The sequence below is a fragment of the Candidatus Viridilinea mediisalina genome, from assembly GCF_002532535.1.
GTDB classification, from domain to species: domain Bacteria; phylum Chloroflexota; class Chloroflexia; order Chloroflexales; family Chloroflexaceae; genus Viridilinea; species Viridilinea mediisalina.
In genome coordinates, this window is the sequence record NZ_NQWI01000035.1 from 18398 (window position 1) to 44139 (window position 25742).

Sequence of the window (25742 nt, forward strand, 5' to 3'; positions counted from 1 at the left end):
GCCGGCACTCCAACGGTAAAGCTGAAAGCGCGTTTCTAAAACCTTCCCTAACAAAAAAACCTCTGTGTCCTCTGTGCCTCTGTGGTTCAACCCTCTGTACCTCTACCCTCTCTCTCTTCACAAGCGCCGAAAGATCTCCGCCCGCCGCAACCAGCGCCCGCCCCACCAGAGTAGCAGGGCGTCCACCAGCCAGAAGATAGCCCCAAGCAGGGCCACGAGCCAGGTGCTAAAGTAGATCACCCCAGCGGCTTGACCAACCACGAGCAGGATGAGGGGCAGCACAACGATAGCCCCCATCTGGTAGGCATCCTGGAAGCCCTGGGCGCGGGTGGAGATCAGCACGGTGACCATGAGGCCCAGGGCGGCAACCGCAGGGGCGACCCAGAGGGCCAGGATGAACCACATGGCGGGCGGGAAGAAGATGCGACCCATGATCGGCCAGGCGGCCAGATTAGCCACGATGCTGTAGACCACAAAGCCGCCCAGGGCAACCCCCACCGCAGGCAGCCAAGCGGCCAGCAGCTTTCCCAAGAGCAACTCGCGGTCGGTTGTGGGCGTATAGAGCAGCGCCTCAAGCGTCTTGCGCTCCTTTTCGCCTGCGAAGCTGTCGGCAGCGATCACGCTGGCAACCATCAAGGGCACAATCAGGTAGAGCGGAGCCAAGAAGTAGACGAGGGCCATGATGACCAGTTGCTGCAGCGGTGCATAAGCGGCCAACTTGGCCTGCAACACGGGCGGCATCTGCACCAGCATCTGCTCTAGGTCGGCCAGCGGCGACCCCGGCCCCGTACCGAGCAGGGGGGCCAAAGCAACCATTGCGGGTATCACAAGAAACATGATCAGCGGCACCACAATCAGGGGGATCATCACCCCTTTGTTGCGGAGCGTTACCATGAGATCTTTCCGCACAATCGCACGAATGGCATAGGTATTCATGATCGCTCTATAATCTGCAATCTCCAATCTCCAATGGTATAAGCATAGCGCAACGCAGCGCAGCACAACACCAACCCACGTCTGATTGCAGATCGTCCATCTGGCGGAGGCGTGCTCATATCAATGCTGCTAATGCCTGTTATCGCAGTAGCGCAAAAGTCGCCCTTTGTAGGGGCACGGTGCCGCCGTGCCCCTGGGGGCTCAACCTTTTGGCGGAGGGCATATCCAATCGTTAGCCTCATGCAACTCAGTGCGCTACCCGCTAGAATAGAGCGAGAACATGCACGTTATACCAAATCCGATAGCCAATAGCCGACAACTGAAAGCCGGACATGGCGTCTCAATGCGCTTGAATGTCATGAGGCATGCCGCATTATCAAGAACGCGAAAGCCCATTGGAACGCCGTGTTCGGCAATCTGCAATCTGCAATCTACAATCGTAAATGGTATTACTGGAGCAACATGATGCATATTGAAACAACACACCAGGGCCTACAGGTACATACCTTGCCTGTAGCACAGTTGGCCAGCGCTGCGGCTTTAGTCGCGGCCAGTTTCCGCCAGGAGGGCTTCACCCGCAACACCCACAACCTCTCCACCCCGGCGCGTCAGCGACGCTATGCCATTGCAGGTGAATTGCGGCTTTGGTTCGGCCATGTCAGTGGGCAACGACTGCTTGCTGTGAGTGAAGGTGAAACCTTAGCGGGCATTGCGGTGGTGAAGCCACCCACGCCAACGTCTGTGCCGTGGCCTAAGCTCCTCTGGACCATCCTGCGCCGTGCGCCATCCTTGGTGGGCATCATTGGTGATCTGCGCTGGCGTCAAGCCCTACGCATCAAGCCAGCCATGAAGGCACCCGCCATGCTGCCGCCCGCACACTACACCTTGGAGCTGCTCGCAGTTGCGCCTGAATTCCAGGGCCAAGGCATCGGCAGACTGCTGTTGGAAGATATTCACGCCCGCTGCGAGCAAGACAGGCAAGCTGCGGGGATCTACCTGTTCACTGGTGACGAGAAGAACCGCGAGATCTATCAGCGTTTTGGCTACCATGTGCTACAAGCCAACCAAGGCGGCCCGCTCACCGTATGGCATATGTTCCGGCCAAACGCCCCCTCAATACTTGATGAATAATGGACAACCCCCCCCAACCAGACTATTCACCGCAACCAAAACCCTGCCCCCCAACTACCTTCCTGCTGGTGCGATCAACCTTGCCACCAACAAAGCATTGCAACTTGGGCTCAGCCTAGGCTCAGTCATCCTCTTCGTCCTCTTTGGGCTCGGCTTCATGGGCCTCATTGCGCGCCTACGCCCCGATCTTGGCAGCATCAGCGTCACTTTTGGCCTGATTGAAATGCTCTTCGTCCTGCTCATGCTGGTGCTCACAACCTTCATCGTCGTTTGGCTACACGAAGCAATCCACGGCTTCTGCTTCTGGCTCTTCACCCGCAGCCGCCCCCACTACGGCTTCAAGGGGCTCTACGCCTACGCCGCCGCCCCCGACTGGTACCTGAGCCGCTTGCCCTATGCCATCACCGGCGCAGCCCCACTCATCCTGATGACCCTGCTCGGCCTGCTGATTGCCACCGTTGCCCCAGCCCTAGCCATGCCACTGCTGATCTATGCCCTCAGCCTCAACGCTGCTGGTGCAATTGGCGATATGTTCGTGGTAGCGTGGATTGCCGTGAGCCCTAAAGGGGCACTCTTCCGCGATCATGGCGATGCATTGGAACGGTTTCGGCCCGGAGCATAATACCAATTACCCTTGAACATGCCGCATTATCAAGAACGCGAAAGCCCATTGGAACGCCGTGTTCGGCAATCTGCAATCTGCTATCTACAATCGTAAATGGTATAAGGTAGGGTGCGCATCCTTACATCTACACATCCCAAGTGGTATGATGTAGAAACATGAAACCCCTACAGATGTTCAAAGCTCTGGCTGCACGCCTGGTGGTTCTGCTAGAAGCACTGTTGAGGCTGCTCATTGCCCTGCTGCACCGCATCAAAGCGAGCCTCCAGGTTGAACAACCGCTGGATGTGCCGACCAGTGAAGATCGCCTTGATATGTTCTTCTCGCAGTCGCTGACTGGGGTCTTCTTTATGATGCTTGATAAGCCAATTGCGTGGCATGATGCAGCCGACAAGGAGGCGCTGTTGGACTATGCCATGGCCCATCAGCGCATCACCAAAGCAAACCAGGCGATGCTTGATCAGTATGGCGCGCAGGAAGCAGAATTGCTTGGTTTAACCCCGAACGATCTGTACGCTCACGATCTAGCGTATGGCCGATCGGTCTGGAGGAAATTTTTTGACCGGGGGCGCTTGCATGTGGAGTCGTGCGAACAGCGTATGGATGGGACACCGATCTTCATTGAAAGCGATTACATCTGTCTCTATGATCAACAGGGGCGTATCATTGGTCATTTTGGCGTCCAGAACGACATCAGCGAGCGAAAGTGGGCAGATGAGCAGTTGAAACATTCAGAGAGAACATATCGTGCGATATTTAATGCAATAACAGATGCTCTTTTTATTCATGACGCTACTACTGGTCAGATTTTAGATGTCAACGATTCAATGTTGGAGATGTTTGGCTATGAGAGAACAGAAGTTCCAGGTTTGAGCGTAGAAGATTTAAGCACTCGTGTTTTTCCCTATACTAATGAACAGGCGAACATGTTGATACAACGAGCAGCCACTGGTGAGACGCTTGTATTTGAATGGCACAATCGCAAAAAGAATGGTGAATGCTTCTATTCAGAGAATATTCTCAAACTGGTGGTTATTGCTGGCCATGAGCGGATTATGGCGATTGTCCGTGACATCAGTGAGCGTAAGCAAGCGGAGGAGGAGCAGGCAAAGCTGCATGCCCAATTGGCCCATGCCCAGAAGATGGATTCGGTGGGTAGGCTGGCGGGTGGCGTGGCTCATGATTTCAACAACAAGTTGAGCGTGATTCTCGGCTATACAGAGATGGCTTTGGAGCAGGTAGATCGAACACATCCCGTCTTTGCCGATCTACAAGAGATCCAAAGGGCTGCGGATCGCTCGACAGCCCTGACCCGTCAGCTTTTGGCGTTCGCCCGTAAGCAAGTGATCACACCTCAGATCCTTGACCTAAATGAGACTGTGGAAAAGATGATTACGATGCTCCAGCGGCTCATTGGTGAGAATATCGATCTGGTTTGGTTGCCTACTGCCAACCTCGCGCCGATCAAGATGGATCCCTCCCAGATTGACCAGATTCTGGCTAATCTCTGTGTCAACGCCCGCGATGCCATTGCAGATGTGGGCCGGGTGACGATTGAGACAGATACGGTGATCTTTGACCATGCATATTGCGCCCATCATGCCGAGGTTACGCCTGGTGTTTATGTCCTCTTGGCCGTTAGCGATAACGGCCACGGCATGGATGAGGAGACCCTCAAGCACGCTTTTGAGCCATTCTTCACCACGAAGGCACAGGGTAGGGGCACGGGCTTGGGATTGGCCACGGTGTACGGCGTGGTCAGGCAGAACAACGGCTTCGTGCATGTCTATAGCGAACCCGGCAGGGGCTCTACGTTCCGGGTCTACCTACCACAGCATCAGGGTGAGTTACCGTCTGTTGCGGCAGATACGGCAAAGCCAACACCAGTAGTCTATGGCAACGAGACCATCTTGCTGGTAGAGGACGAGCCGAGCATTCTGGTCATGGTCACAAAGATGATCGAAAGCTTTGGGTATGTCGTGCTTGCGGCCCAAAACCCAAGCGAGGCGATGGGTCTAGCTCATGCGCATCCCAGCCCAATTGATCTGCTGATTACCGATGTGATTATGCCGGAGATGAATGGCCGAGATTTAGCCCATAAGTTGATGGCGGAGTATCCGAACATGAAGCACCTGTTCATCTCTGGGTATACAGCCAATTTCATTGCCCATCATGGCGTGTTGGATGCAGGTGTCCATTTCATCCAGAAACCCTTCGCAATCACGGATCTAGCCACGAAGGTGCGGGAAGTGCTGGGATGAACAAAGGAGGAGATGATGACTCTGCTAGATGATGTGCGCATCCAACAACTCACTGCCGCTGATCAAACCCGTATGGGTGAGCTCTTGACGCTGTTTGGTGAGGCTTTTGACGAAGTAGAGACCTACAGTGGACAACGGCCAAGTCAAGCCTATATGCAGCGCCTACTGGCCCAAGAGCACTTCATTGCGCTTGTTGCGCTGCGGCATGACGTGGTTGTTGGCGGGATCGCGGCGTATGAGCTCATGAAATTTGAACAGGAGCGCAGCGAAATCTACCTCTACGATCTCGCGGTAGCTAGTGAGCAGCGACGTCAAGGAATTGCCACCGCGTTAATTCATGCGTTGCAGCACCTCGCAACTCAGCGTGGTGCTTATGTGATCTTTGTGCAAGCCGATGATGGTGACGATCCAGCTATCGCACTTTACACCAAATTTGGTACGCCTGAATTGGTGCATCATTTTGATCTTTAGGGATGGTTTCAGGCTACGCAGCGTTGAATACTCGCCACCTTCGCGAGCACAATATCGCGGTCAAGCATAGACTCTCCGGGCGAGTACCGCAGCTTCGATGGGCTGCCGCACATGCTTGAAATCAGCATACTGGCTGATCAGTTGCACGACAAAACCCGCATAGGCGCGACGGTCGGGACATGCAATCAGGAGCCCTTTCTTGACAGCTTGAAAGGCTAGAATGGGCGAAGCCTGGTTGAGGATAATCAGGTCAACCTCGCGTCCGGCGTTCTGAGACAGGGCGGCCTGCAACTCGATCCGATCCATCGGGCTCGGGATAGCATGCTCAGCGAAGAGCAGCGCCAGATCAAGATCACTTGCGGCCTGCAGCGCGGCCCGCGCCGCCGAACCGAAGAGCAGCGCCGCATGCAAGAAGGGCAGCGCCCCACATGTACGTGCGAGCAAGGCTACGAGCGGATCATTCGGTAGCATAGGATGTTGCCGTGAACTAGTCATAACACCATTGGTTCTACTCAGCATCAAGCAGTTCACTGACATCCGCATACCTCCATAGATATTATCATAATTTGCTAGTAGGTAATGTGTCAACAACCCAAAAACCACGCGATGTAGGGGCACGGCGACGCCGTGCCCCTACATCGCGTTCCTTTTGCGCTATTGCCCATTTACTATTGAGCCTATCGCATTGTCACCCTGAGCGCAGCGAAGGGTCTCTCTTCGTCACGCAAAGAGATGCTTCGCTGCGCTCAGCATGACGATAATGCGGACAATTCAATCGCAATTGGTATTTGTCGATGCCAGCCCCCAACACGAGCCCAATTGCGGTTCCGGCCCCGGCGATGATCAGGTACCATCATCAGAGCGCGCGATGCTGTCCCGCTCAGGGCATCAGCAGTGTAACCAGCAGTGGTCCGACACCCAGAACCGCAAGCAGCGTCCATGCCAATGTCGACCACTCATACACATGGCGGGCTGCGTTGCCAAGCATTGGCGATACTGGTACGACTAGGTCAATCAGTGCAAGCATGACCACAGCGCGCCGGAGCTCTGGCCACCAGACCCAGGCTGGGTCGGGGGTGATCAACAACACGCTCCAGGTAAGCGCGGCGACCGCCAGGCCGCCTGCCAGGTGCGCACGCCCAAGTGCCGGGATTGCGTGCTCGTGGCGCCACCCTGGTGTGGTCGGCGTTGCCGAGCCGGTCAGCGGGAACCAGACCCCAAAGCCAAGCGCCAACAGTCCAGCCAGCCCCAGCCCATTCGGCCAGGGAGCGTGGGTGAGTTGCTGACGTTGGGTGGCGGCGACGAGCCAGATCGCGGCCTCACGCACACCGAGCAGTAGGGTTGCGATCAGGGACAGGGCGAGCGTCAGCGTCAGCGGATCCGCCGCCGCCCGTGGGTCGCGCCAGGCCACCAGCGCGAGGAGCAGCACGTTGAGTATCAGGGTCACGAGGAACCGTGTCCAGAGCGGGGGTGGCGTGACCTGTGGGGCCGCCTCATCGCGCACCCACAACTGCATACCGGGGTCAAAGCCATGCCCAGCCGCACGCCAGCGCAGCGGCAGGCGCCAGCCCCAGCGGCGTACCTGCGCACGCACCGGGAGCAACTCGTAGCCGCCGCGACGGTGGAGGTTCTGGGAGGCAGCGTTGACGGCATCAATGCGGGCGAAGGTCTCGCGACAGCCAAGTTGTGCAAAGTGCTGGCTGGCTGCATCGCGCAGGGCACTGCCGATCCCCGGTAGGTGCGCTGCTGGATCGGCGCAGATGAAGGTGACTGTGCCTACCCGCCCTTGCGGTGCGTCACGATCCGGGCGTGGGGTGACATCCACTACGACCCCGCCGACCACACGCTCGTCGGCGTCAACGGCAACAAAGACATCGCAGTTGTGGGTCGAAAAGAGCATGCGATCAAACCATGGAAAGGCTCGGTTGACGACCTGGCGCAGTGGCGCGGCATCAGCAGCCTGCATGGGGCGTACTGTGACGGTACCGGCTTCAGGCTGCGACTGGGCCTCGACAGCATAGGCTTCGTGCATCAATACTCCAATTCCTTAGCTTATGCGCCTAACAGAATCTCCCCTTCCACTCCTAAAGCGGCGGGGTTGCACTGGTTGCGTTACGCGAGGAGGGGTGGCGGGAGAACCTGGTTCTCCCGCCACCCCTCCTCGCCTTTTAGCGTCGCCCGCATGCTTGTAAGTGCGCCTCAAGCCACGCCGCGTCAGGGGCGGCGAGATCGGGCGGGGGTGGTGCAGCGCGATAATCGATCTGTAGGTCGTAGCGGGCGTTGCGGTAGACCTGCTGCAGCACCTGGTTGAGCGGCAGTGCCGCATCAGGATCGGGGCGGCGCAGCGGCACCGGCACCGTCGGTAGGGGGCGCTCGAACGCACAGGCCCAAATGTCAAGCTCGGGCCAATGTTCGGCACGGCTGAGTAAGACGAAATAGGGCGCAGTGGGAAGTTGCGTTGATGGTGCCAGTTGCGGACGTTTGCCCCCGCGCAGTAGGTCAATTTCGAGCAGATGTACGCCCGCCATGAACAATTCGCGGCGCTTCTTCTCGTAGGCATCGACCCCTTCCGCGCCGGGGCGCTTATTCACCGGCGAAAGAAGCTCAATCGCCGTCACCAGCGTCTCATCATTCACCGCACGGATCTCGATGCGGGCATAGCGCGTCGCAATGTCAATGATGGCCGTGCCGGTCAATGAAGGTGCCTCAATGCTCGCCGCCAACGGCGCACAACGGGGGTTTTCCCGTTCGTAGATGCCAATATCGAGCACAATCGCCCGCCGTGGCACCGCAATATCAATCTGCTCAAGTGCAACATAGGGCGTAATCTGCGCGACATAGGCGGGCGCAATCTGTGCTTGCAGGAGATCACAGCTTGCTGTGATCAGCCGCGTATGCACATCGGGCCAAAGGCTTGCCCGCTCTAGGTAGGGATCCATACCAGGAAAAGGGGATTCCATCTTCTACCTCCAAGTGTACGGATGGGTATCCGCCCTTCATGATAGCACAGAAGATAGTTCTTCAGATAATAGAATCTTCATGTGTGTTCATACCATTTACGATTGTAGATTGCAGATTGCAGATTGTAGATTGCCGAACATGGCGTCCCAATGGGCGTTAACGTTCTTGATAATGCGGCATGTTCAAGGGTAATTGGTATCATTGATGGGGAACCATGTTCCCCCAAACCCCCTTTGTGCCCCACCAAGAGTCTTGTTGGGGGAACCATGTTCCCCCAAACCCCCTTTGTGCCCCACCAAGAGTCTTGTTGGGGGAACCATGTTCCCCCAAACCACACCACCGCAAGAGGGGGCGTGGGGGAACTTGGTTCCCCCACATTCCCCTATCCTACGCAAGCATACCCTTACCCAAAACATCTACGAGAACATGTGTTTGCAAGCGAACATGGCTTTCTGATGCGCTTACGTCGTGTTCGCCCGTGCTCAACGCGAATCCACTCTGGGGATGCACCGCGTGCCATCATGGTGCATCCCCCTCGTCACTCCCGATCGATCCGTTCGGGGGAATTCACCGGAGAATCCTGATGCGATGGCTGCATAATCCGATACATCTCCGCAATGTCTGCCAAGCGTTGGAAGCCTTACCGTACACGGCGCATCCGGTATGGAGCGGGCCAACATGGTGGCATACATGATGCGCCAGGCGACCACGCTGTAGAGCGCCACACAGGTCATCAGCCGAAACGCGCTCGCCAGGCGCTTCTGCTCAATCTGACAGCCGCTTTTCAGGATCTTGTGCCACACCTCGATGCCCCAACGCGCCGCATACCACGCCAAGCGCGTCAGCGCGTCGTCGGTCGTCGTGACCGGAACCGTGGTCAGCAACAGCCATTCAATCGCGGTTACGCCCTTTGGAGGGTGGCGCTCAACCGCCCACACGGCCCAGACCGTGATGCAGGGCAAGCGTTCCGTTGCCCGGCTCTTGGGCGGACGTATCGTCACCTGGCGGAAGCGCACCTCCACCGTGGCGATGCGGGCCGGCTGATCCGCACGCGCCCCCACGTTCAATTCGACGGTGGCAGACAAGGCTGCGGTCTTCATCGCGGCCCACAGATAGTGCTCGTCGTCCACCACCTTGCGGTCTTGCGCCGCACGCACGAGCAGGTCAACCCCGTCTGGACGCTCGTGGATGAACAGGTCATAGACATCAGCCTCACGATCGCCGACACTCACGATCTGCGTGGTGGGACAGGCCTCATGGGCCGCAATGGCGGCCTCAAGACTCGTGATCCATTTCTGGCTCTCCTTATCATCCAGGGGGCGAGTCTTATGGTCTTGGGCCCGACGTACCTCGGGGTCACGGGCCCACACATCCTGCGCCAGGACGCCCAACGGAACGCCGTCCGGGGTCATCGCCAAGGTGGTATGGGCCAACAAGCCGCGTTGGGATGTCGTTGCCAAGGGGCCCAACCCCGTGATCTCCGGGAACTGGGTGTAATCCAACAACGTGGTGTCTTGCACCGCCAGGATGATGGGTTCATCCTGCATCCGACGGATGGTGGCCTGGGTATGGCTGGCGAGAATCGCGTCAGGTTGGACGTAGGAGCTCTCGAAGAAGCGATAGGTTGCCTTGAGTTGTGCCGGGGTCTCCGTCGCCTGAGGCAACGACGCCTGGGGCTGCGCCCCCAAGATCTCCGCCAAGGCCACCAAGCGATGGGTGCGTCGGATATCTCCCATCTCCGCATTGCCCAACTCCTCTTCCGCCCGTGTCGTCTCCGCAGACATCGCCAGCCCCTTTCTTCATGCCGTAGCACCACGGCCCGGTGCCGTGATCCGCTCACATCAGCATACCAGACATTGCTCCAATGAGGCCACAACCCTTCTAAACCGTACGATCCGTGATGGCATCATGTATTCAACATTGCTGACAGACTCGTTTTCACAGGAAACAGATGTGCGCAAAACGTTTTGGGTAAGGGTATGCCCACAAGTGGGAGAGGCGGTGCCCGGTTGGTGAGCCTGTCGAACCAGAGCTTGCCGAAGGGGGCAGGGGGTGAGGGCCACCCGTGGTAGCGCCATCATCTATCCGTGGCTTGCCGAGCGAATGTCTTGTCCGCCCATGATCGATTGCAGGAGCGGGCGCCGGGGGGTGAGAACCATTACGTGGCACACGGTGGAGTGCCGGCTTTAGCCGGCTAAAGCCGGCACTCCACCGCGTAGCGACCGACTTTCCAGACAGTCTCTAAGATAGGCAAAACCCCATGACTGACTACAAAACCATCGCCGAAGCAAACACCTTCATCGTCCTCGATAGCTACACCAAGCAGTTGCGGGTCGCGGAGAGTTACCAGAGCGAAGATGCGCTGGAGCGCGAGTTTGTCAAGGATTTGCAACGTCAGGGCTATGACTACTTGCCGACCGTAAATAGCCCGCAGGCGCTGTTGGCGAATGTGCGGGCGCAGGTGCAAGCGCTGAATAATGTCCAGTTTAGCGATGGCGAGTGGTTGCGCTTTGTCGAAACCTATCTGGATAAGCCCGGCGATAGCATGACCGATAAAGCGCACAAAGTTCACGATGACTATATTCATGACTTCGTGTTTGACGATGGCCGTATTCAGAACATCTATCTGCTCGATAAGCAGACCATTTTGATGAATGTCACCGCAGCCAGTTTGGCGAAGCGCAGAAAAACCTGAAGAAGCGCTTCAAAAAGTTCTACCAATTTGGCTTCACCGGCACGCCGATCTTCCCACAAAACGCCCTGGGGGCCGAAACCACCGCCAGCGTCTTTGGCCATCAATTACATTCGTATGTGATCACCGATGCCATTCGTGATGAAAAGGTACTCAAGTTCAAGGTGGATTACAATGATGTGCGGCCACAGTTTCGGGCGCTCGAAAGCGAAACGGACGAGCAAAAACTCAACGCCGCCGAAAACCGCCAGGCGCTGCTGCACCCGGCGCGGATGCGGCAGATCGCGCACTATATTCTAAACAACTTTCGGCGCAAAACCCACCGCCTGCAAGTGGGCGGCCAGGGCTTTAATGCCATGTTCGCCGTAAGCAGCATCGAGGCGGCGAAAGCCTACTATGAGGCGTTGCATGCCTTGCAGAAAGAACCTGAGTATGCAACAAAGCCGCTAACCATCGCAACGATCTTCTCCTTCGCCGCCAATGAAGAGCAAGGGAGCGTTGGGGAGATCAGCGACGAAAGTTTTGATCTCTCGGCCATGCAGAGCAGCGCCAAAGAGTTTTTAAGCGCCGCGATTGCCGACTATAACGCCCACTTTAAGACCAACTTCAGTGTGGATAGCAACGGCTTCCAAAACTACTACCGTGACCTCGCCAAGCGGGTGATCGCCAAAGAAGTTGACCTGCTGATTGTCGTGGGCATGTTCTTAACCGGCTTTGACGCCCCGACGCTCAACACCCTGTTTGTAGACAAAAACCTGCGTTACCACGGCTTGATCCAGGCCTATTCGCGCACCAACCGCATCTACAATGCCACCAAAACCTTCGGCAATATCGTCACCTTTCGTGATCTCGAGCAGGCGACGATTGATGCCATCACCCTATTTGGTGATAAGAACACCAGAAACGTGGTGCTTGAAAAGAGCTACAAAGAATACATGCAAGGCTTCACCGATCTGGTGAGCGGTGAAGCGCGGCGCGGCTTCATGGACGTGGTCAGCGAGTTAGCCCAACGCTTTCCTGAGCCTGATGCGCTTGTGTTAGAAAAAGACAAGCGCGATTTCGTAAAGTTATTTGGCGAATATCTACGCATTGAGCATGTATTGCAAAACTACGATGAGTTTGCCAGCCTGAAAGCCTTGCAAACGATTGATCCCAGCGACGCGCAGGCGCTCGCCGCGTTCCAAGCGGAGCACCATGTCAGCGACGAGGATTTGGTTGCACTCCAAGCCATGCGCATGCCTAGCGCACGCATGCTACAGGACTACCGCTCAACCTACAACGACATTCGTGACTGGCTGCGCCGCGAAAAATCCGCCGAAGAAACAGCAAGCTCCACCCTCGACTGGGACGATGTAGTCTTTGAAGTGGACCTGCTTAGATCACAAGAGATCAACCTTGACTACATCCTTGAGCTCATTTTTGAGCAGAACAAGAAGAACAAGAGCAAGGAGGAGTTGATTGAAGAGGTACGCCGCTTGCTGCGGGCCAGCCTGGGCAACCGGGCGAAAGAGAGCCTGATTGTTGATTTCATCAACCAGACTAACCTGGACGAGATTGGTGATAAAGCTACGATTATTGACGCATTCTTTACCTTCGCCCAGGGCGAGCAGGCCCGCGAAGCCGCAGAACTGATTCGGGCAGAGGGCTTGAACGAAGAGGCGGCGCAACGCTACATCGCCGTCTCACTGAAGCGCGAATACGCCAGCGAGAACGGCACCGATCTCAACGCGACACTGCCCAAAATGAGCCCACTTAACCCCCAATACAAAATCAAAAAGCAGCGCGTTTTTCAAAAAATCTCCGCATTTGTTGAAAAGTTTAAGGGTGTGGGCGGGCAGATGTAGGTGTGGCCAACATGTGTAGGGTATGGAGGAGGGTCTCTGCGATGTGTTCTATGTAGATGCGATCATCCTTTGCCATTGTCAAGCCACAACGTGGTGCGTAGAGCGGTAGTGGGAGGGAACGCGATGCCCTCACGCCCCCGTCTGCCTTAGATGACAAGATTGTCATCCAAAAGCCCCCTTTTGCGTAAGACATGGTTTCAGAAACGGCCTTTCAGCTTTACAGTTGGAGTGCCGACTTTAGTCGGCATCCCATGGCAATCTACGACCCCAGCCGACTAAAGTCGGCACTCCATCGGAGACCAAACTGTAAAGTAACTATGAACCATGTCTAAGCGCAAAAGGGGGCTTTTGGCTACTTACTAATAGGCAGATTTTTTCGTCGCCTGCCTCGTGTATAGCAAAGGAGTTGCTTCTATGTCTCATCCCATCGCGTCTGTTCGCCTCGTCGTCGCGCTGCTCGTCGTGCTGACCATGGTCGGCTTCGTGCCTGCTCAGCCTAGTCAGGCCCAGAGTGAGCAGCGCTGTTTCGCCGAGACCAACCAGTGTATCAGTGGGCCCATCCGTCAGTATTGGGAGCGCAACGGTGGCCTGGCGGTCTTTGGTTTTCCGATTACCGCGCAGAGCGCCGAGCAGGTTGAGGGCCAGGCGCTGCAAGTGCAGTGGTTCGAGCGCGACCGCCTCGAGATCCAGGCTAACGGCCAGGTGACCGCCGGGCGGCTCGGGGTCGAGCGGCTGGCCCAGCAGGGGACGCCCTGGCAATTCGGGCCGGGCGAGGCCGCCGATGCGGGCTGTTTGGCTTTTGCCGAGACGGGCCACCGTGTTTGTGGGGCCTTTGCCACCTATTGGGAGCGCAACGGCGGCCTGGCACGTTTTGGCTTCCCGGTGACGGGCGCGTATGAAACGGAGATCGAGGGCATGCGCCTGACCGTGCAATACTTCGAGCGCCGCCGCTTCGAGCTACACGATGCCAACACGGTGCTGCTGGGGCTGCTGGGCAGTGAAGTGCTGCGCGAACGCGGCGAGCTACCGGCCTCGATACCTCTGCCCGAACGCCCAGAGGTGGTGGGCCGCTGGGTCTACATGCAGGATTATCAGTGCAACGGCTCGTTCGATGGAGCGCACGATGTTGTCTTTCATGCGAATGGCCAGGCCCATAGCTTCAACTATTTGTACCCGGTCATCGGGCCATGGTTCGAGATCGATGACAAACTCTACGTTGATATCTTCGCTGATGGTGGGACATATGAATTCATCCGTACCGGGCGTGGATTCACCACCCAAATCGAAGATTTCTGCCTTGAGTTGCGTCCGGCCTTGGCTGGGTTGACGATGCCGAATGGGCAAATGTTCTCCCAAGCTTTTACCTTGAGCGATGGCACCATCCTGAGTCTGGGCGGTGATATGATGTCGGCAACGAAAGAGGTGGTTCAATCAAGCACTGGCGCCTTCCGCTATGATCCACGCAGCCGCCAATGGGCCTCCATCGGCGAGCTTGGCACTGGGCGAGCCCGTGCAGCTATGGTTATGCTTGCCGATGAACGTATCCTGATCGTGGGTGGCTTGCCCGCATCCGACAATGAGCCTGCGTTGGGTGCGGACAACCGTGTCATGCTCTTCGATCCGGCCAATGGTACCAGCACCGCAACAACCGACATCGGCTACGAGGCCGCTGGTTATGGATCTGTACTGTTAGAGAATGGCCATGTGCTCGTTAGTGGTGGTTCGGTTTCAGATGATGCCGGGCAGACCGTGGCCTACAACAAGCTGATGCGCTACGATCCGCAGAGTGAGCAGTGGGCCGAAATGGCGCCAATGGCAATCAATCGCGTGAGTCACCGAATGACCTTACTGAATGATGGGCGTGTGCTTGTAACCGGCGGGCTCTATTGGGATTCGGCAGCAAACCAGTATGACAATTTGGCGAGTGTGACGATCTATGATCCGGCCAATGATCGTTGGGAAGATGTGCCGAGTATGCAGCACGCCCGCCAGTTACACAGTGCTGTCCGGCTTGCTGATGGGCGCGTATTGATAGTTGGTGGCTTTACCGATATGGAGGTTGGCACGAATGTTAATGCTGAGATCTATGATCCCGCCAGCAACACATGGGCTGATGCGGGTCTGCCGATTGGGGATCATTCTGGCGGTAGCTCGGCGCTGCTGCTCCCCGATGGGCAGGTGCTGGTGATCGGAGGGGGGTACTATTTCGAGGCGAACAGCCGCGCTGTATCGCGCTATGACCCAGCAACCAATGCATGGTCAGCGCTGTCACCACTGCAACTCGAGCGATCAATGCATCGTGCATCGTTACTCCCTGATGGGCAGGTGCTGATCATTGGTGGTTCTAGTGCCAATCTTGGCACCCCCAGTTCACACGAGATCTACGATCTGCGTGGTGGTGGCAGTAGTGTGATGGTGCCGTAGGATATGCTTCGGAGGTACTTTTCGTTTGCGAGGATGCGAAGAGGCGAGGGCTTTGCGCCCTCGCCTCTTCGTTTGCTTGTTGGACTTGTCGCATGCCCAATGACCATCAAGCTCATTGGGATGCCATGTTCGACAAGCAACTATCTACTATCTGAAATAGCACTACCCCCTACGGCTACGCACGAGAATAATAATCCCACCAATGACGAGCAGCAGCGGCCAGAGGTAGTTGAGCGTGCTGAGGATGCCGAGCCCAACTTCGCCCAGCAGTAGGGCGCCGCCAATGAAGGCCATGATGCCGCCGGGGATGAGGGGCCAGAGTAGCGCTTTAGGGCTGAAGATGCGCGTGAAGAGGCTGATGCTGGCCCAACCAAGGGCAAAGGCGAGGAGGAAGATGCTGCCTTCGATGGCTTCCCCACCAGCAATGCCGCTCTCGATCAGCAACACGCCGAGCCCAATGCCGTTGAGGATGCCGCCAGGGATGAACCATCCCACATGCTTGGTGGCGATGCCCGCTGCGGTGAACCCTACTCCGAGCATTAGCAGCACCCAAACGCCCAGATTGAAGAGTTGGCCTAGCATCAAGATGATGCCCGCAACGATGAGGATGATCCCGCCAATGAGTTGCTGCTGTCCGTTACCGCTCTGCTCTGCCTGGCTCTCGTACTGATTGCTCTGATCCACGTGGCTCTGCATTGGAAACCTCCTGTTGGGTTATTGGGTTATGCCATTTCAGATTGTAGATTGTAGATTGTAGATTGTAGATTGTAGATTGTAGATTGCCGAACATGGCATCCTAATGAGCTTTGGCATTGAGACATTCAGACCATCCTGATGCCTCAAACCTATCTTCTATCTTCTCTTTTCTGTATCTTAAGCATACGCCATGCGCCTGCTTGTAACCAGTGTAAGAGGATAGAACTCGTAGGGATGACTTTTGATAGAACCTGACGGCAGTGGTATGATACCAATTACCCTTGAACATGCCGCATTATCAAGCATGCTAACGCCCATTGGGACGCCATGTTCGGCAATCTGCAATCTGCAATCTGCAATCGTAAATGGTTTGATTGGTGCTATGCCTCCTACATTCACCATTTCCCCCTCCGGCCTCTGGCGCGGGCTGCTGAAGCGCTTTGCGCCAGGGGGTGAACATGCGCTCATGTTGGCTGCCCATATCATGATTCTGAGCGCCATGATTATCTTTGTGCTCAATCAGCGTGATGTGGGGATGCTCTGGTTTAGCCTGGGGCTGCTGGCCCTTGCGACTATGTTTGTGTTGAATATGGTGCTTGGTGACCTTGAAGCGGCATTGGGCGTGCAACGTGCCGATTGGCTCCACCTGAGCGTGAGTGGCATGCTCTGGTTTGCTTTGGCTTGGATTACGGGTCTGAGCGATAGTGCCAATTTTAGTTTTGTTCCCTATTTGATCTTTGTGCTTACGGCCCAAGCGTTTGTGATGCTGCCAAGTGTGCAGGCTGCCCTCTATTTGCTGGTGCTGATCGCAAGTTGGGCCTTGGCTATGCTGATCGTTGGCGTGCTGCCAGCGCAGATTCTTGCGAATCTCTTCTTCCTTGGCACTGGGATCATGTTTGTGGTTGTGCTCTCGACGGTGCTGAATCTCTACCGTGAGCAGACCGAGCGCGCTGAGGCGTTGCTGGCGCAGTTGAGTGCGGCCAATGTGGCGCTCGAGGCTTCGCGGCGGCGCGATTACGATCTTGCTGTGGCTGAAGAGCGGGTGCGGATCGCCCGCGACATCCATGACGGCTTGGGGCATCATCTCACTGCGCTGAACCTGCAACTCCAAGCGGCAGCACGCCTGATCGAGCGCGATCCCGCCCGCGCCGCCGCCGCAATTCAGACCAGCCGCACGGTGGCGCAGGCGGCGCTCGATGAGGTGCGCCAGAGTGTCGCTGCGATGCGGCAGCAGCCCCTCGCCAGCGAGAGTCTGCCCGCAAGCCTGGAGCAGCTTGCGGCAACGTTTGGGCAGCATACGGGTATGCAGACCCGCTTGGAGCTGTTGGGGCAAGCTTGTGCCTTGCCGCCCACCATGTTGCAGACGCTCTACCGTGCGGTGCAGGAGGGTTTGACTAATGCCCAGCGGCATGGGGCGGCGACGTTGGTGACGATTGAGTTGGCGTATCAGTCCGATCATGTGCGCCTGAAGTTGGCCGATAATGGGAGCGGGCAGAGTTCAACGGCGGGCAGCGGCTTTGGCCTCGCCGGGCTACGCGAACGGGTCGAGCAGCTTGGCGGCCAATTGCAGGCTGGCCCCCAGGCAGAGGGCGGCTTTGTGTTGCAGATTTGTTTGCCTATACAATCATAGGGGCTGTCTGAAAAGCTAGTGGGCATGCGTTGGAGTGCCGGCTTTAGCCGGCTGAAGCCGGCACTCCAACGCCAGTTCATAGACTTTTTAGACAGCCTCATAGGAGCAAACCCCCATGATCCGTGTCGTGCTGGTAGACGATCAGACCCTGGTGCGGCAGGGTATTCAGACCCTGATTGAGCTTGAGGATGATATTTGTGTCGTCGGTACGGCTAGTGATGGGCGCGAGGCGCTGGCTGTGGTGGCAACCCAACGCCCCGATGTGGTTTTGATGGATATTCGTATGCCGCATATGGATGGGGTAGCAGCCACGCGCGCCCTCTTGGCCGAACAGCCAAGCTTGGGGGTGATTATCCTCACCACCTTCGATGACGACGAGTATGTCTTTGCTGGGCTGCGGGCCGGGGCGCGGGGCTACATGCTCAAAGACACCAATGCCGACGAGATTGTCGCCGCAGTCCGCACTGTCGCAGCGGGCGAAGCCTTGATTCAGCCCAGCATCACGCGCAAAGTGGTCGCCGAATTCTCACGGCTCGCCAACGAGCGCCCCACGCCTGTGGTAACGCCCCTGCTTGAAGCCTTAACCGAACGCGAACATGACGTACTCCGCGCCATCGCCCTCGGCCATTCCAACCGCGAAATCGCCAACCAACTCATGATCACCGAAGGCACCGTCAAAAACCATGTCTCGAACCTCTTGGCAAAACTTGAGGTCCGCGACCGCACCCAGGCGGTACTCAGAGCGCAGCAGCTTGGCTTGTTGGGGTGAAGGGGGCGTGAGGGAACGCGGTCTTTACAGTTATACCAATTATGCCATTTACGATTGTAGATTGCAGATTGCAGATTGCAGAATATGGCGTCCCAATGGGCGTTAGCGTTCTTGATAATGCTGCATGTTCAAGAGTAATTGGTAGTAGGTAGTGCCGACTTTAGTCGGCTTCCCATCGCTGCCAAAGACCTCAGCCGACTAATGGTCTTCCAGTAAATAATCCGCTAACCAGACCTCGCAAATCTGGCATATCTATCAGGTCTAGCCCGTGCCGCGACACCGGATTAATTTCTGGAACACCATAAGTCGGCACTACGATGCCTGCGAATATGTACTATTCAGCATGACAGGCTGCTGGGATACGTAACAATTTCTGCTTCCCTTATACCAATTACGCAATAGTCCAAAAGAAAACAGATTCTGTCCGCCCTTACAACGTTGTGGAAGAGGGGCGCAGGCAACGCGGTTTTTTCGCGTTTCTTTGCGTTCTTTTGCGGCGCTGCCACGCCCCTACATCGGCTTGTGATCCACCACCCTACGCCTGCTCAGATCGCGTGAACGCCCGCATGAATACCCGCATGTTGATGTTCTGCCCACTCAGCAGGCTGCCGGCACGGAAGATGCGGCTGGCAAGCCAGATTGCCCCGGCGGCAGTCAAGGCGAGCAAGAAGAAGCTGAGGCCGATCTCCCAGGCCGGAACGCCTGTGATCGGGACGCGCAGAGCCATGGTTACTGGCGCACTCAAGGGGAAGAGGCTGAGAGCCATGGCGAGTAGGCTGTTGGGGCGTTCAATCAGGGTGACCCAGAACCAGAGCGGCATCATGCTGGGGATGATCAGCATAAATACAAATTGGGAGCCTTCGCGCACGTTCTGTATCAGTGCGCCTACGGCGGCCAGCAGGCTCCCGTAGACGAGGTAGCCCAAGATGTAGTAGCCGACCATGATGGCAAGGGTGCCCCACGTTAGGCCTAAGCCGAGACTGCTGTAGTCTAGCTCTATACCACCGAACAATTGAACCATGAGCAGGCCGCTGCCAAGCCAGACGCCTCCTTGTACGAGGCCGAGTAGCCCTAGGCCCATCACTTTGCCGGTGAGCAGTTCCCAAGGGCGGAGCGATGTCAGGATGATCTCTACGGTGCGATTCTCCTTCTCTTCGGTCACGCTCTGGAGTAGAAAGCCAGCCGAGGAGAAGATGGTGGTATAGAGCGCCATGGCAAAGGCGAAGGGCAGGATAAAGGGCAACAGGTTCTCTTGTAGCGAGCGCTGCTCAGCTAGTGCCTCTTCTGTAGGTGCGGCCCGCGCCTGGAAGCTGGGGGGCCGCGCTAGTTGCTCGGCTAATCCGCCATGTTCGGCCAAGAGCGCGGCCTGCACAAGCTGGGCGATTGCTTGCTCGCCCTGCGGCCCGCGCATACCCTCATCTACCCACACAACCGCCCCGCTCTCGAGGTAGTCGGCAGCAAACTCGTAGAAGCCGCGGATCTCTCCCGCCACGAGGGCCGCTTCGGCCTCGGCCCGGTCAGCCATGGGCAGCAGATAGGCGGCCAATTCGGGCGCTGGGCTGGCCAATAGCCCGCTGTGATCTATATAGCCAATGGGTTGCTGCACTCCCACCCCGTTCAAGGGCGTATCGTTCGTGTGCGTGTTCACGTTCGCCATGCTGATTCTGATGAATAGGAAGATCAACCCGACCAACAGTGGCATGCCCAGCGTCGTGATCAGGAAACTGGGGCGGCGTAGGTGGCGCAGAAAATCATGGCGGGCCACAAGCAATGTGCGTTGCATTGTTGATTCCTTTCTGGGGTGCGGGGCGGCTGCGCCGCCTCCGCAGAACTCTTTGTTAGCGCGAAAAAGCCTTGGGTTGGCAGGCGACCTCGCGGTGGCTGAGCCTGTCGAAGCCAAGCGGCGCGGCCCAGAGCTTTTTCGCGCTAACAACTCTTTTCTTTCGTGTTGGCGGCTGCGCCGCCAACACGAAAGAAAAGAGTTGATGCAAACCTATTTTCTATTTGTCGTTTCTCAATCCTTCCCTAACTCCCTAGCCGCAATAGATCACGTAGCTGCAGGCGCTGACCATAGTGCAACATGCCCATGCGGAAGATGCGGCTGGCCAACCAGATCATGCCGCCCGCAGCAAGTGCCAGGAGGATCAGACTGAGCCCTAGTTGCCAGATGGGTACATCGCCGAGCAGCATACGCAGCAGCATCGCTATCGGGGCCGAGATGGGGAAGAGACTCATGGCAGTGGGCACGGGCCCATGCGGGTTGGTGATGAAGAGTCCGTTGGCGATCATGGGTAGCACGGCGATCACCGTGACCAATCCGGTGAAATGTTGACCCTCTTGCGCCGTGGGTACCATGGCGCTGATCGCAACCATGAAGCCGGCGAAGAGCATGTAACCGAAGCTGATCAGCAGTGCGGTCACAAAGATCTGCGTGAAGCTCAGGCTGATTGCGCGCAATGGTTCAAACCAGATACTTCCGATCTGCCAGCCTAGAATGGACGCTACCACCCACACGCCCGCAATCGTGAAGCCCACCAGCCCCAGCCCGACGGTCTTGCCGCCAATCAGTTGCTCCGGGCTGATGGATGTGGTGATCAACTCCATCGTCCGGTTCTCTTTCTCCTCAACCAGCGCCTGGAGCAGGTAGCCCGATGAGGTCAAGATGGTCAGCATAAAGAGCAGGCTGGCAAAAATGGCAACGATGATGCGCCCCCCGATCTCGTCGGGATGCAGCGAGCTGCCATCAATGCTCATGGCCTCAAGTTGGCCCAAGGGAGCCTGCACAATCGCCATGTAGCTCGACGGGAGTTGCGCCTGAGCTAAGAGCCCCTGGTGCAGGGCGGCCTCTAGGCTGTGTTGGCCTACACGGGTGAGCTGCGCTACCCCATAGACCTCCACCTCACCCACGGCCAGATAGTCGGCAGGAATCAGCACATAGGCCGTAATCTGCTCGGCGGCCAGGGCTGCTTGGGCGGCTGCGGTATCGGCAAAGCCCTGCAACGGCACGCTACGCTGCGCTGGATCGCTGGGCAGCGGCAAGCTAACCTCAGCCAGCACCCCGCTGTGATCAACCACACCAATGGCCACCTCGGTTTGACTGGCCTGATAGGCGATAAAGATGCCCATTCCCATAAACAGGAACACCAGCAGCGGCAAGCCAAACGTTGCCAACTGAAAACTGCGGCGGCGGACATGATGCCAATACTCATGGCGGGCAACCCAGAGGAGACGGTTCATGCCAGCACCTCCTCCTGGTTCTGCGCCTGCCCTTGCTCGCCCGCCACGACGCGCACAAAAATCTCATCCAGAGAGGGAAGCGCAACGGCGAAATGCTCAATCGTATAGGCCGCTTGATCCATCAAGGCCCGCAACACCTGCTGCGGGGTCGTCTGCTCATCCAGACGCAGCAGATAGTGGCCTGGTTCATGCTGGGGTTCAACCGCTACAACGCCTGGCAGGGGGCCAAACTGCCCCTGGCCACGGATAAGCATGGCATGGGCAGCAAACTGTTGACGCACCTCAGCCACCGTGCCATAGAGCACCACTTCGCCCCGATTGATCATCACCATGCGCTCGGCCAACTCCTCAACCAGATGCATCTGGTGGGTAGACATGATCACCGTGCGGCCTTGGGCAGCCCATTCACGCATGACCTCCTTAATCAAACGGGTATTGACCGGATCGAGCGCAGCGAAGGGCTCATCAACAATGAGCAACTCAGGCTCATGGATGAGCGCAGCAATAAACTGCGCCTTCTGCTGCATACCCCGGCTCAGATCATTCACCTGCTTATTGGTATGGGCCGCCAGATCAAAACGCTCCAACCAAGCATCCAAACGGCGGCGCGTCTCGTTCGGCGGCAAACCCTTCAGCCCCGCCAGATAGACAAGGCACTCCACCAGATTGAGATTACGGTAGAGCCCCCGCTCTTCAGGCAAATAACCAATCCGGTCGCGGGCCTGAGCGCCCGGTGGCCCGCCAAAGAGCCGAATAGTTCCTCGGTCGGGCTGAAAAATATCGAGCGCCATACGGATCGTCGTCGTCTTACCGGCCCCATTTGGCCCCAACAGCGCAAAGATACCGCCCGCCCCCACCCGGAAGCTCACATCACGCACCGCAACCGTCTGGCCAAAATTCTTGGCAATATGCTCAATGATCAGTGGATCCATGGGGATACTCCTTAGAGGCTGTCTGAAAAATCTATGAACTGGCGTTGGAGTGCCGGCTTCAGCCGGCTAAAGCCGGCACTCCAGCATGTGCCACTTTACCGTCGTAGTGCCGACGTTAGTCGGAATCCGGGGCTGTCGGCGACCTCAGCCGACTACATTCTTTATCTGATTGCATGCATCCTACATGAGATACCCCCCGGATCAAGCATGCCCAGGACTGATTCTCATCTGGTTCTCAAGTTGGATGGCGGCTCCGCTTTTTGGTTGTGGCTTGCTGGAACAAAAAAAATCGGGGGAGATAAAGCCTTCCCCCATGCTTACTTCAATCCAGTGTACCCTTGTGTTGGCAGACATCTATGAGTTGGTTGCTCTGCCGCCAGAAGCACCTTCTGATGATCGACGTTAGTAATCTTGCACCAAAAGCATGCGCTGGAAGCGTCTGAGCAGCAAGAAGAGCAAAAGTCCGCTGATGCACCACGAACCCGCAATCCAGCCCCAAGGGTTGGTGCCCGCTTGGAGCGCCCATGTGGCCTGGGCTACCCAGAAGGTTGGCAGCAGCAGTAGTGGCAAACTCCAGCCCGCCAATGGCATGAAGAGGCCCGCTAGTGGTGCGGCGAGGAGGATGCTCAATGTCTTCATCAGCGCCATGCCTTCCAATTTGTTGCGTGCAAAGGCCACCAGCCCGAGTGCCGTCACTGGGGCCAGCGGTGCTGCCGCGAGCGCCGCGAACCATGCGCCCCCTAGCCCCAAGCCTTGGCCGCCCGCGAGCGCTACCGCAACGAGGCTGATCAGCACAGCAATGCCAATCGGCAGCGCCAGCCGGTAGCTTAAGTAAAGCCCCAGCGGTAGCGGAGTCACCCGCAACGCCAGGAAGGTACGGTCGTCGCGCTGGTCGAGCAGCAGAAAGCCGATGACAGTACCCGCCAGCAGGGGCGCCATGGTGACGACGATGTAGCCTGCCATGGGCGCAAAGAGCCATGTGAGTTCGACTTCAACCAATGCTGCTACCTGTTCTAGGATGAGCGGTAGCAACCCCCGTACCGCCAGCGCCACCATCAGTGGCACCAGCAACAGGCCGCGTAGCAGCGGATCAGCTAGGATGCTGCCGCGATCAATCGCACTGAGGGTGCGGAGTGTTTTGAGTTGGAGCATGATCTAATCCTATTTCAGCTATCGGCTATCGGCTATCGAATTTGGGAGAACCCAGAGCGCCCCGCCCAACCATCCTAGTGCCAAACTTAACCCTAGTGCCAATTCCCACCATGCCACCGGCACGACTGCTGCGCGGATGATGGTGAGTGCTGCGTAGAGGGGGTGTAGCCAAAGGATCGGGTGTTGCCATGCGAGTACATCAGCGATCATGGGCAGCATGAGGAGGGCCAGCCAGGGTAATGCGGGCCATAGAAAGGCGCTCAGTTCGCGTTGGCCTGCTGCGAGGTAGTGGCCCAGCAGGGCCATTAGTGCCCCGGCTAAGCCTACGCCTAAGGCCAAGAGTACCAAGCTTGGCCCTGGTGCCAACAGCACCAAGCCGAGCGCTAGGTGGTGTACCGCCCCCAGTAGGGCTAAGGCGATCATTCGTGCTACTAGTAATTCGCGCTGACGCAGCGGCGTCACGAGCCGGGCCAACGCACTACCCTCATTCGTCTCGAGCAGCGTCAAGGCCGCTGCAAAGAAGAAGGCCGTAAGCGCCAAGTTATTGAACGCCACCGCTGGCAGCAAGCGCTCCAAGCCTGCCGTAGGCAACGCAGCCAAAACAGCCAGGGTCACCAGCAGCACAAATCCTACCGCATAGTAGAGCCCATTGCGCGCATGTAGCTCCAGTTCGCAACGCAGTGTGGCCATAATTCGGCCTATTCGCATGGTCGTTCCATTCATTCTGCGCCTTACGGCGGGGTGCGGGGAAGCTTCGCCTCATTCGCATTACATTTAGGGCTGCCGCCCTGAAACCCGCTTTGGGGCTACGCCCCAAGCCCCGTTTTGTGTTCCGTGTTGGCGGCTGCGCCGCCAACACGGAACACAAAGAGTTTGTTAGCGCGAAGAAGCCTTGGGTTCGCAGCCACCGTGCCGCTGGCTGAGCCTGTCGAAGCCAAGCGGCGCGGCCCAGGGATTTTTCGCGCTAACAAGAGTTTTTTGGAGGAGGCAAAGCCTCCCCCACCGGAGGGTTAATGTAATGCGTATGGGACGCAGTTGCAAAGCACCTATTGGCTATCCAAGCGTCGGCCCGTCACTGCGACAAAGACATCCTCCAAGGTTGCCTCGCGGCTATGGATGGTCTGCACGGTACTTGTGCGGAGCACCTCCTGAAATGCAGCATTTTCGCCAAGCCCTGCAAGAGGAAACTCCGCATAGGCAAGTGTATCTTGTGCAGGCGAGGTTGCATGTGGGCGATACTCAACCCGCACATGAGCGCTGCCAAAGCGCAGACGCAACGCTCGTGGTGTGTCAATCTCCACAATGCGCCCGTCCACAATCAAGGCCACCCGGTCGCACAGTTCGTCAGCTAGGCCCATGTTGTGCGTGGTGAGGACGACAGTTCGCCCGGCGGCGCGCTGTTCCCGAATGAGTTGCTTGACCATACGGCCACTGACGGGATCAAGGCCGCTGGTTGGCTCGTCGAGGAAGATCAACTCAGGTTGATGCAGCAGCGCCCGCGCCACACTGAGGCGCGTCTGCATGCCTTTGGAAAAGCGTTCCACCGGCGTATCAGCATCGGCCAACAAGCCCAGCCGCTCTAGCAGCGGCCCAATCGCCAGCGTTGAAGCCTGATAGAGCGCCCCAAAATATTCAAGGTTGCGGCGCGCACTCAGGCGCAAAAAGTGGTTCGGCTGCTCAAAGGCAACCCCCACCCGCTCGTAATAGCTACTATCCCAACGCCGCACCTCGCGCCCAAAGACCTGCACGCCACCCTGGTAGCCATCCAGCAGTTTCATCAAAATCTTCTGCGTGGTAGACTTCCCGGCCCCACTCGGCCCCAAAAAGCCAAAGATTTCACCCGGCGCAACCTGAAAGCTCACAGCGTTCAGGGCCAACTCGCGCCCACTGGTGTAGCGATAACTCAACTGGTGTACGTCAATCATGGTGATATAGTCTTCCAGATAATGTTTCTGGAACCTCTAGGATCGTGGGAGGGGTTTTC

Annotated in this window: 22 protein-coding genes; 9 read left to right on the forward strand and 13 right to left on the reverse strand. The window is 57.3% G+C overall.

Features of this window, described 5'->3' with window-relative positions; all coding sequences use genetic code 11:
- Positions 1–117 precede the first annotated feature (117 nt).
- Entirely contained in the window at positions 118–936 is an 819-nt protein-coding gene (locus CJ255_RS09725; protein WP_097643911.1) for an ABC transporter permease, read from the reverse strand.
- Between the two features lie 462 nt (positions 937–1398).
- On the opposite strand from CJ255_RS09725, the gene CJ255_RS09730 reads away from it, so the two are divergent.
- From CJ255_RS09730 to CJ255_RS09745, 4 genes are all read left to right on the forward strand, one after another.
- Positions 1399–2067: a GNAT family N-acetyltransferase gene (locus CJ255_RS09730; RefSeq protein WP_124681893.1), complete on the forward strand. Its 669-nt coding sequence runs from the start codon at positions 1399–1401 to the stop codon at positions 2065–2067.
- Positions 2060–2689: a DUF3267 domain-containing protein gene (locus tag CJ255_RS09735; protein ID WP_165774649.1), complete on the forward strand. Its 630-nt coding sequence runs from the start codon at positions 2060–2062 to the stop codon at positions 2687–2689. The genes CJ255_RS09730 and CJ255_RS09735 overlap by 8 nt, the downstream gene beginning before the upstream one ends.
- Positions 2690–2862: 173 nt before the next feature.
- Complete coding sequence (locus tag CJ255_RS09740; protein WP_217352428.1) at positions 2863–4950, forward strand: hybrid sensor histidine kinase/response regulator; 2088 nt, start codon at positions 2863–2865, stop codon at positions 4948–4950.
- Positions 4951–4965: 15 nt separating this feature from the next.
- Complete coding sequence (locus CJ255_RS09745) at positions 4966–5421, forward strand: AAC(3)-I family aminoglycoside N-acetyltransferase (protein WP_097643915.1); 456 nt, start codon at positions 4966–4968, stop codon at positions 5419–5421.
- 60 nt (positions 5422–5481) lie between these two features.
- Here the strand turns inward: CJ255_RS09745 and mntA are convergent, their stop codons facing one another.
- The 5 genes from mntA to CJ255_RS09765 form a co-directional block, all read right to left on the reverse strand.
- A complete protein-coding gene (gene mntA, locus CJ255_RS09750; protein ID WP_124681894.1) occupies positions 5482–5892 on the reverse strand; it encodes a type VII toxin-antitoxin system MntA family adenylyltransferase antitoxin in 411 nt (136 codons plus the stop codon).
- A gap of 409 nt (positions 5893–6301) precedes the next feature.
- Positions 6302–7453: a GNAT family N-acetyltransferase gene (locus tag CJ255_RS09755; RefSeq protein WP_097643917.1), complete on the reverse strand. Its 1152-nt coding sequence runs from the start codon at positions 7451–7453 to the stop codon at positions 6302–6304.
- 136 nt (positions 7454–7589) lie between these two features.
- Positions 7590–8381 carry a DUF4058 family protein gene (locus CJ255_RS09760; RefSeq protein ID WP_097643918.1) on the reverse strand — a complete coding sequence of 264 codons (792 nt, stop codon included), beginning with the start codon at positions 8379–8381 and terminating at the stop codon, positions 7590–7592.
- A 77-nt stretch (positions 8382–8458) separates the two neighbouring features.
- Positions 8459–8584 (reverse strand): hypothetical protein, encoded by a 126-nt coding sequence (locus CJ255_RS24665; protein ID WP_281257203.1) that lies wholly within the window; start codon positions 8582–8584, stop codon positions 8459–8461.
- A 280-nt stretch (positions 8585–8864) separates the two neighbouring features.
- Positions 8865–10166 carry an IS4 family transposase gene (locus CJ255_RS09765; RefSeq protein ID WP_097643919.1) on the reverse strand — a complete coding sequence of 434 codons (1302 nt, stop codon included), beginning with the start codon at positions 10164–10166 and terminating at the stop codon, positions 8865–8867.
- Positions 10167–10642: 476 nt separating this feature from the next.
- On the opposite strand from CJ255_RS09765, the gene CJ255_RS25080 reads away from it, so the two are divergent.
- From CJ255_RS25080 to CJ255_RS09775, 3 genes are all read left to right on the forward strand, one after another.
- On the forward strand, positions 10643–11077 hold the full coding sequence (locus tag CJ255_RS25080) for a type I restriction endonuclease (RefSeq protein ID WP_217352429.1): 435 nt from the start codon (positions 10643–10645) through the stop codon (positions 11075–11077).
- The gene (locus CJ255_RS09770) at positions 11074–12918 is read left to right on the forward strand and encodes a type I restriction endonuclease subunit R, EcoR124 family (RefSeq protein ID WP_245863305.1); all 1845 of its coding nucleotides are present in this window, start codon (positions 11074–11076) and stop codon (positions 12916–12918) included. Before CJ255_RS25080 ends, CJ255_RS09770 begins: the two co-directional genes overlap by 4 nt.
- A gap of 414 nt (positions 12919–13332) precedes the next feature.
- Positions 13333–15342: a Kelch repeat-containing protein gene (locus CJ255_RS09775; protein WP_097643920.1), complete on the forward strand. Its 2010-nt coding sequence runs from the start codon at positions 13333–13335 to the stop codon at positions 15340–15342.
- Positions 15343–15504: 162 nt separating this feature from the next.
- Here the strand turns inward: CJ255_RS09775 and CJ255_RS09780 are convergent, their stop codons facing one another.
- Positions 15505–16038: a hypothetical protein gene (locus tag CJ255_RS09780; protein ID WP_097643921.1), complete on the reverse strand. Its 534-nt coding sequence runs from the start codon at positions 16036–16038 to the stop codon at positions 15505–15507.
- A 265-nt stretch (positions 16039–16303) separates the two neighbouring features.
- On the opposite strand from CJ255_RS09780, the gene CJ255_RS09785 reads away from it, so the two are divergent.
- Together CJ255_RS09785 and CJ255_RS09790 are read left to right on the forward strand one after the other, a co-directional pair.
- Positions 16304–17668 (forward strand): sensor histidine kinase, encoded by a 1365-nt coding sequence (locus tag CJ255_RS09785; protein ID WP_097643922.1) that lies wholly within the window; start codon positions 16304–16306, stop codon positions 17666–17668.
- 115 nt (positions 17669–17783) lie between these two features.
- Complete coding sequence (locus tag CJ255_RS09790) at positions 17784–18437, forward strand: response regulator (protein ID WP_097643923.1); 654 nt, start codon at positions 17784–17786, stop codon at positions 18435–18437.
- A gap of 535 nt (positions 18438–18972) precedes the next feature.
- On the opposite strand, the gene CJ255_RS09795 is transcribed toward CJ255_RS09790, so the two are convergent.
- The 6 genes from CJ255_RS09795 to CJ255_RS09820 all read right to left on the reverse strand — a co-directional run bounded on the left by CJ255_RS09795 (position 18973) and on the right by CJ255_RS09820 (position 25683).
- Positions 18973–20220 carry an ABC transporter permease gene (locus CJ255_RS09795; RefSeq protein WP_097643924.1) on the reverse strand — a complete coding sequence of 416 codons (1248 nt, stop codon included), beginning with the start codon at positions 20218–20220 and terminating at the stop codon, positions 18973–18975.
- A 242-nt stretch (positions 20221–20462) separates the two neighbouring features.
- Positions 20463–21674 (reverse strand): ABC transporter permease, encoded by a 1212-nt coding sequence (locus CJ255_RS09800; RefSeq protein WP_097643925.1) that lies wholly within the window; start codon positions 21672–21674, stop codon positions 20463–20465.
- On the reverse strand, positions 21671–22606 hold the full coding sequence (locus CJ255_RS09805; protein WP_097643926.1) for an ABC transporter ATP-binding protein: 936 nt from the start codon (positions 22604–22606) through the stop codon (positions 21671–21673). Before CJ255_RS09805 ends, CJ255_RS09800 begins: the two co-directional genes overlap by 4 nt.
- Before the next feature lie 402 nt (positions 22607–23008).
- Complete coding sequence (locus tag CJ255_RS09810) at positions 23009–23758, reverse strand: Rv2686c family ABC transporter permease subunit (RefSeq protein WP_097643927.1); 750 nt, start codon at positions 23756–23758, stop codon at positions 23009–23011.
- Positions 23759–23776: 18 nt separating this feature from the next.
- Positions 23777–24466, reverse strand: coding sequence for a fluoroquinolone export ABC transporter permease subunit (locus CJ255_RS09815; RefSeq protein ID WP_124681895.1), 690 nt, complete (start codon positions 24464–24466; stop codon positions 23777–23779).
- A 338-nt stretch (positions 24467–24804) separates the two neighbouring features.
- Positions 24805–25683 carry an ABC transporter ATP-binding protein gene (locus CJ255_RS09820; protein WP_097643929.1) on the reverse strand — a complete coding sequence of 293 codons (879 nt, stop codon included), beginning with the start codon at positions 25681–25683 and terminating at the stop codon, positions 24805–24807.
- Positions 25684–25742 lie beyond the last annotated feature (59 nt).